This window comes from Blastomonas sp., from assembly GCF_041747255.1.
GTDB lineage: Bacteria > Pseudomonadota > Alphaproteobacteria > Sphingomonadales > Sphingomonadaceae > Blastomonas.
Genome location: NZ_JBGTFM010000079.1, coordinates 1 through 6,113, shown reverse-complemented (window position 1 = coordinate 6,113; position 6,113 = coordinate 1). Strand labels below are relative to the sequence as shown.

The 6,113-nt window shown below is 59.3% G+C and carries 6 protein-coding genes and 1 pseudogene; 1 reads left to right on the top strand and 6 read right to left on the bottom strand.

Annotated features, from left to right (window positions below; translation table 11 throughout):
• The 6 genes and pseudogenes from ACEW8G_RS02905 to ACEW8G_RS02880 all read right to left on the bottom strand — a co-directional run.
• A pseudogene (locus ACEW8G_RS02905) lies at positions 1 to 490 on the bottom strand (IS630 family transposase); the annotation flags it as partial.
• The gene (locus tag ACEW8G_RS02900; RefSeq protein ID WP_373486946.1) at positions 459 to 1,760 is read right to left on the bottom strand and encodes a site-specific DNA-methyltransferase; all 1,302 of its coding nucleotides are present in this window, start codon (positions 1,758 to 1,760) and stop codon (positions 459 to 461) included. The pseudogene ACEW8G_RS02905 and the gene ACEW8G_RS02900, both read right to left, overlap by 32 nt.
• A gap of 101 nt (positions 1,761 to 1,861) precedes the next feature.
• A complete protein-coding gene (locus ACEW8G_RS02895; protein ID WP_373486945.1) occupies positions 1,862 to 2,617 on the bottom strand; it encodes a hypothetical protein in 756 nt (251 codons plus the stop codon).
• 45 nt (positions 2,618 to 2,662) lie between these two features.
• Positions 2,663 to 3,226 carry a hypothetical protein gene (locus ACEW8G_RS02890; protein ID WP_373486944.1) on the bottom strand — a complete coding sequence of 188 codons (564 nt, stop codon included), beginning with the start codon at positions 3,224 to 3,226 and terminating at the stop codon, positions 2,663 to 2,665.
• An 85-nt stretch (positions 3,227 to 3,311) separates the two neighbouring features.
• On the bottom strand, positions 3,312 to 3,899 hold the full coding sequence (locus ACEW8G_RS02885) for a hypothetical protein (RefSeq protein WP_373486943.1): 588 nt from the start codon (positions 3,897 to 3,899) through the stop codon (positions 3,312 to 3,314).
• Positions 3,900 to 3,993: 94 nt separating this feature from the next.
• Positions 3,994 to 4,857 carry a 3'-5' exonuclease gene (locus tag ACEW8G_RS02880; protein WP_373486942.1) on the bottom strand — a complete coding sequence of 288 codons (864 nt, stop codon included), beginning with the start codon at positions 4,855 to 4,857 and terminating at the stop codon, positions 3,994 to 3,996.
• Positions 4,858 to 5,684: 827 nt separating this feature from the next.
• Between ACEW8G_RS02880 and ACEW8G_RS02875 the strand changes: the two genes are divergently transcribed.
• Positions 5,685 to 6,113: hypothetical protein (locus tag ACEW8G_RS02875; protein WP_373486941.1), on the top strand; the 429-nt coding region annotated here is incomplete at its 3' end.

The following is a 6,113-nucleotide window of genomic DNA, read 5'->3' as shown; positions in this document are numbered from 1 at the left end:
CCGTGGCTGCGGGTCATGTTGGTGGCAGTCCACGTCTCGTCGATGAACACGAGGCGCTCCGGCTCCAGATCGAGCTGTCCGTTGAACCACTGCCGACGCTGCCTCAAGACGTCGGGACGGTCCTGCTCGATCGCGTGCCCGTTCTTTTTTTACGCGTGATTCCGTGACGCTTGAAGAACCGCCACAAGGTGCCGATCCCAACGCTGATGCCACGATCGGCAAGACCGGACTGGATCTCGGCGAGGGTGATGTCGCCTTGCTTCTCCAGTAGCGCCATGATCTGCTCAGCATGGACCTCGGTCTTCGATGAGCGCTGGTCACCGCCTGGCTTCCTGGCCACTGCGCGCCCATGCTCGCGTGCAAGCTGGTGCCAGCGGATCGCGCTCGACACGCTTACTCCGAACCGCGCCGCAGCCCCGCGACGGCTCAGACCCCCGTCAATCGCCGTAACGACCCGATCACGCAAATCCTGCGATAGTGCTTTGGCCATCCATGCTGGCCTCCTTCACCAGCACGGATTTTGAATCAGAACTCGGCTGCAGATGGAATCCCCATCGATTCAGACGCTGTGGAAAACGCTCTAAGCGGTAATAGCGGTAACCGCCGCCGCCGTTCCATTCAACTGCTTCGGAGATGCCCCCTTTTTCACCGTCGATCACCTTGTCGAGCCGCGGCTTGCAATGAGTTTCAGCATGGCCGCCCATCTCGATGCCGATCCACCTTCGACCCATTTTATGGGCAACAGCTGCTGTAGTCCCAGAACCGAGAAAGCTGTCTAGGACAAGGTCGCCAGGGTTGGTGGCGATATGGATTATCCGTTCAAGAAGACGCTCAGGCTTTGGAGTGGAGAAGGGAACGTCATCAGGGAATAGTGCAGTAATCTCAGCCTTGGCCTTTCCAGTGGTTCCAACCTCTTGATGCGGCCACCAAGTCGTAGGAACCAAACCTGTCTGAACTTCAGAAAGGAATTTCTTAACGCGTGGCACGTTCGATCCATTCTGACCGAACCAGATCCTATTGTCGTCGACCATCTCTTGGAAGCGTTTTTCGGTATACAACCAGCATCGACCGTTCGGCGGATCAATCTTGCGTCCGCTTGGGGTCGTCGCCGTAAAAAATTGGGCTTGCCTGCGCCCCTTCTCGGCCTTTGCATGAGCAGGCAAGGATGCCCATGGACCGCGGGGATCGTCGTCGGGATTCTGATATCGGTCCAATTGCTCCTGGGAGGGCGGCAACGGGTTGCGGATTTCACCCCACTCGTTTCTGTTTTTGCCATACAGAAGAATCGTATCGTGCGAATCCGAAACGTCAGTTCGGTTTTCACGGGTTGGCGTGCGCTGCCAAACGAAGTGGGCCACGAAATTCTTCCGACCGAACACTTCGTCCATAATCACCTTAAGATAGTGGCCTTCATGGTCGTCGATCGAAACCCAAATACTTCCGTCCTCTGCCAATAATTCCCGCAGCAGAATTAGGCGGGGGTAGATCATCGCCAGCCACTGCGCGTGCTCGAGATTATCGTCGTAATGCTCGAAGGCGCTACGTGTATTGTAGGGCGGATCGATGTAGATGCACTTCACCTGCCCACCATAGAAAGGTAGCAGGGCTTTCAACGCATTGAGGTTATCACCCTCGATTAGCATGTTTGCCGGATCGCCATTGCCGCCATCGAGGTCCGGCATGGCCTCAAGCATACGATATGGCACCTTTGCCGCGGCGAGGATGTCTTCGCTCCGGCTCATCCAGTCGAGTATTGGCACTTACGCTCCCCCTGTCGAAATCTGAGGCTAACGGCAATGGCGCGGCGATGCCAGCGACTGGGACTCCACTCCACAGGTCAATGGCATCGCCGCGCGAAAGCTCAGGCCGCGATAGCGAGCTGTGCGCCGTATCGGTTTTCGAGGTCCGCGGCATATTTCCGCAGCAACGACGCTGCGCGATGGTCACGACGTTGTCGGAGGAATCCCCCGATCAACGCAATGATCGCTGGTTCAAGCCGAAGGACTGGCGCACCCTGGCTGACCCGCCAAGCCACCTTGGCGATGGCGAGCAGCAGAACGTCGAGCTCAACGTGATCGGCGAGATTCTGCCACGCCTTCGGTTGGCAGGGTCGCAGGACCGATGGCTTGTCGCGAACCAGTTCGACCGGCACGCCGATCCTCAAAAGCACCTGGCTCAAATGCGACCAGGTCCTACCGCCTCCCTTCAGCTGCAGACCCAAATCGACATGCGGCCTCGGACCTCGCCGCCCGGGCTGATCGAGCAACTGGTCGGGAAGCCGGATTCCGTATTCCATGGCGGCCAGCAGCAGCACGGGGATGTCCACCGCCAATCCGCCGTAGCTGAGCACGGCGCCAGATGGACGCGCACGCAGATAATCGAACAGCTGTTCAATCACCGCCTTCTCGCCACCCCAATCGAACTCATTCCAGGAAACCACCGGGCCGGTCGAAACCCGCCCTTCGTCATCGATCGAGAATTCGAAGGCGCTGGCAGCCATCACTCTCTTTACGGCCGTCGCGTGCTTCTTCGATGTGGGGTCGAAGGACAGATGGGCCTGATGAAGGGCCTCATCCCAGCTGAACTCGCAATCGATTGCGATATAACTATTTGTCATAACTACTTTTTTCCTTTCCGCCGTCATTGGCGAAAACCTCTCCACTCAAAACCGTATAGGCATTGCATTCTGGATTATTCGCCAGGCGCGATAGGATGTCAGTAAGGCCGACTTGGTCGGCAGATCATGCGTGGCGGCAACGCTGGTCAGCCAGGCGGCTTGCGCCCTGCGAGCTGCAGACCGTGCCTGTTGGAGCACGGTGGCGTCCTCGTGGTTGAGCTCGAGGTCGAACTGCCAGCCGAGTTGGGAAAGCCTCTCATCCGACGCCCGAAAGATGCGGCGGCGTGCTCTGGGAAGTTCCTCGGTTCCGGGAAGCAGGAAATCGAGATCCTTGCGGGTTCGCCTGCTCGTGTGCCGCTCGGCTGGCGCGCAGGTCACGACGTGACTGTCGCGGCGCAGCAAGGATTTTACATGCGCGAGCGGCAGACACGACGGGTCGTCCGAGGCAAAGGCAACGTGGGTCTCGGTGAACCGCGCCTCCCAGTCGGTTAGGCGCTCGCAGGTAAACGCGCCGATGCTGTAAATCCGCGGTGGCTGACCGCGATCTGCTGGCTCGCTGGGGTGGCGCACCACCGCCAGCGCAACCACGTGGTTGGGATATTCGTTCATTGTTTGGTCTTTCAAACGCAGAGCGGGCGGCAATCCTGCGAAGGATGCCGCCCGCTGCTGCTGTGGGTTCTGGTGGTGGTGAGGGTCAGTGCATCGATGTGACCGTCGTCAGATCGACGGCACCACGCTTGAGGCCAAAATGGGTGGCCTCCCAAGTGGGATCGGCTTCGATTCCCTTTGCCTCCCTGGCAATACGCTTGAGCGCCCGGGCGCGATTGCGCTTGTCGGCGACCAGGGTGGAGCCGATCCGCTCGCGCACAACACCGCGCTCATCGACCTGGAACACGCGGCCGCTGGCCTCGGTGACCAACACCAGCGGTTGGGTCTTGCCGGGATCGACCGGATCGACCTGCAGGACCTCGATGCTGGTCGCTGTGCGGTAGATTAGCACGAACGTGTGCGGATCCTCCACATGCCGATCGCGATAAAGCGCGAGGACCGCATCCTGTCGCTCCACATGGGCCTTACGAGCCATCGCCCGCAACATTGGCTCGCTGGGCGCATCGAGGCTGGCAAAGGTGATGGCATCACTGGCGACGGCGTTGAGCGGCATGCCCATCTGCTTGCGCAGTGCCATCGAGGACTTGAGCCGCGCGGTGACCGCGGGGGTAGCGTTGTTCATCGGTATTTCCTTGTTTTCGCTTTGGGTGACGGCCTCTTCGGCCGGAGCCATTTTTTTTTCGGAACCTCAGCTCAAATTCCCCTTCGATCCTCAGCAGATAGGCCGGGTGCGCCATGCGGCTGCACCCTGCCTATTCCCTTCGCGATCAGCAGTGCCGGTTGTGCCAGGTGACAGGCGTCTGGACGGGCCGGACCTTGGGCATCGTGCGCTGCAGCCATGATACCTCGTAGATTGCTTGCTCCTCGCACACTTCGATCCACCAGACCTTCTTGCCCCAATCGAAGCGGTATCCGCGCCGCTTCAACTCGCCCTTTTGTGCGTAGGGCGCGTTCTCGGCATCCACGCGGACCGTAGGTGTGCGGGCGGTCTCCAGCGCTTCGGCTATCACCGTCTTGCCGTTCGGCAGTTCGCTGGCGAGAAGGTTGATGGTCGCCTCTACGTCCGCCATCGCATTGTGCGCGGTGGGAGCGAACAAACCCTGCTGCATCAGCAGGTGTCCAAGCTTGGCGCCATCAAATCCGTGCTGCTGCCAATCGACATCGCGGAAACTGCAGATCCAGGGCAGGTGTGCGATGCCGGGCAGGAGCCGCCGGCAGAAGCCAGAATCAAAGCCAGCGTTGTGCGCCAAAATGGCCTGCGCTCGGCCGGTGAACGCGGTCAGTTTCGGCACATCGATCTGCGTGCCAGCAAGCGCCTCGTCGGTGAGCCCCGTCAGCGTCTTGATCCGGAGTGGCAGCGGCCGACCCCGATCTTGAGTGCCCTGTCCCTTGCCGATGATGCGAACGATACGGCCCTGCGCGTCCACCTCAATCAGTGCGACGGCGATTTGGATGACGAAATCTTCCGTGCTGTCGAGCCCATCGGTTTCGACATCGATGGCGGCGACGACGGTGAGTGGCTCAACCGGATCGTCTATCGTCGGCCAATCGGATAGTGGTTGGATGCGATGCAGTAGGCGGGTCCGTTCGTCCTCACCCGGTAGAGGTGTGGGTTTTTCGGTATTCGTCATTTCGGTGTTCCTCACTGGTTATCAACAATGAGGACGAAGCTGGGCGTAGGCCTTTTCCCTTCCCACTTCATCCTCGCCGCGGCGCCAGCGGGTTGCGGAATCTAAGTTTTCCCAACCCTAGGCGAGCGAGCGTCTGCTCGTCCGTTTTCCTTATGCGGAAAAATGGATGGTCGATCATGCGATCAGCTCAAGACATCGGCTGCAGTGTCTTTAATTTCGTATCAAGCTGCCCCGCGGTTGGGCTCATATCTCAAACAAAATCGCTGCGCTCGAATTGAGCGGCTAACCGTTGTGTTCCGGTTACTTGGCGTTTTCTGCAATACGCGCTATAATGAGAGCATGAGCAATCAAGCAAACTCGGTTACGCAAGGAGATGGAGACTCCGCGTCTATCTCAGATACTGCGTTGGAGGCGCTCGGGCATCTCTTTGCCGCTGCTGCCGATATGCTCGAAGGCCAAGCGATCTTGCGTCGCCGCGGGCCTACCCGGTTTCGCCGATTGGAATCAGTCCTCGCCACCCTCATGAGCATCGTCATCACGATGGCATCACGTCATCGCGCGATCGCAATATCTCACGGTGTGGTCGCCGAACGTTCAAAATTGGTGCGACAACTCTGCCATCCGCCGCAAGGCTGGTCAGCACCCTAACCGCGATCATCATCGAACCAAAGCGCCCCGCTGGTCAGCGACGGCGTCCCATGATGATGCGCGGTTCGATGGTCCTTTGCAGGTCTCGCAGGTCTCGCAGGTCTCGCAGGTCTCGCAGGTCTCGCAGGTCTCGCAGGTCACATAGGATCATCCACCTCGCGAATAGCGAGTATGGAACAATGAAAAAAAGTAAAGATTGGGTCCGCAATCCGGCCTTCGACAAGCTGCTCGACGCTTACGTGGAGCAGAACGGCGAATTTCCCGCCGACATGCTCCCGAATGAGATCGCTGGGCTATTGGGGCTCACGGCCAATGGCGAGTTCTACAAGAAACACCGCGCTTGGAAGCGGCGCCGGGAGGCCGCGGCCAATTTGCCTGCGATGGATATCCCCTGCGAGGCAAAAGCCGAACTGACCAACATTCTTGCCGCGACCACCGAAGATGTTCTGAACCACTTCGTTCGCACAGTCCGAACTGTTGCAGGTGACATCATTCGGACCGCAGACCTTGGCGTAGCGGACGCCAATAGACGGGCCGCCGAAGCTGAAGCTGAGTTGGCAGAGGTTCTCGATGCCTGGACCGTAACTGAGGGCGAACGCGATGCCGCC

Coding starts and splice junctions, on each gene's coding strand:
- ACEW8G_RS02895 (WP_373486945.1), bottom strand. CDS start 2,617: ATGACAAATAGTTATATCGCAATCGATTGCGAGTTCAGCTGGGATGAG.
- ACEW8G_RS02890 (WP_373486944.1), bottom strand. CDS start 3,226: ATGAACGAATATCCCAACCACGTGGTTGCGCTGGCGGTGGTGCGCCAC.
- ACEW8G_RS02885 (WP_373486943.1), bottom strand. CDS start 3,899: ATGGCTCCGGCCGAAGAGGCCGTCACCCAAAGCGAAAACAAGGAAATA.
- ACEW8G_RS02880 (WP_373486942.1), bottom strand. CDS start 4,857: ATGACGAATACCGAAAAACCCACACCTCTACCGGGTGAGGACGAACGG.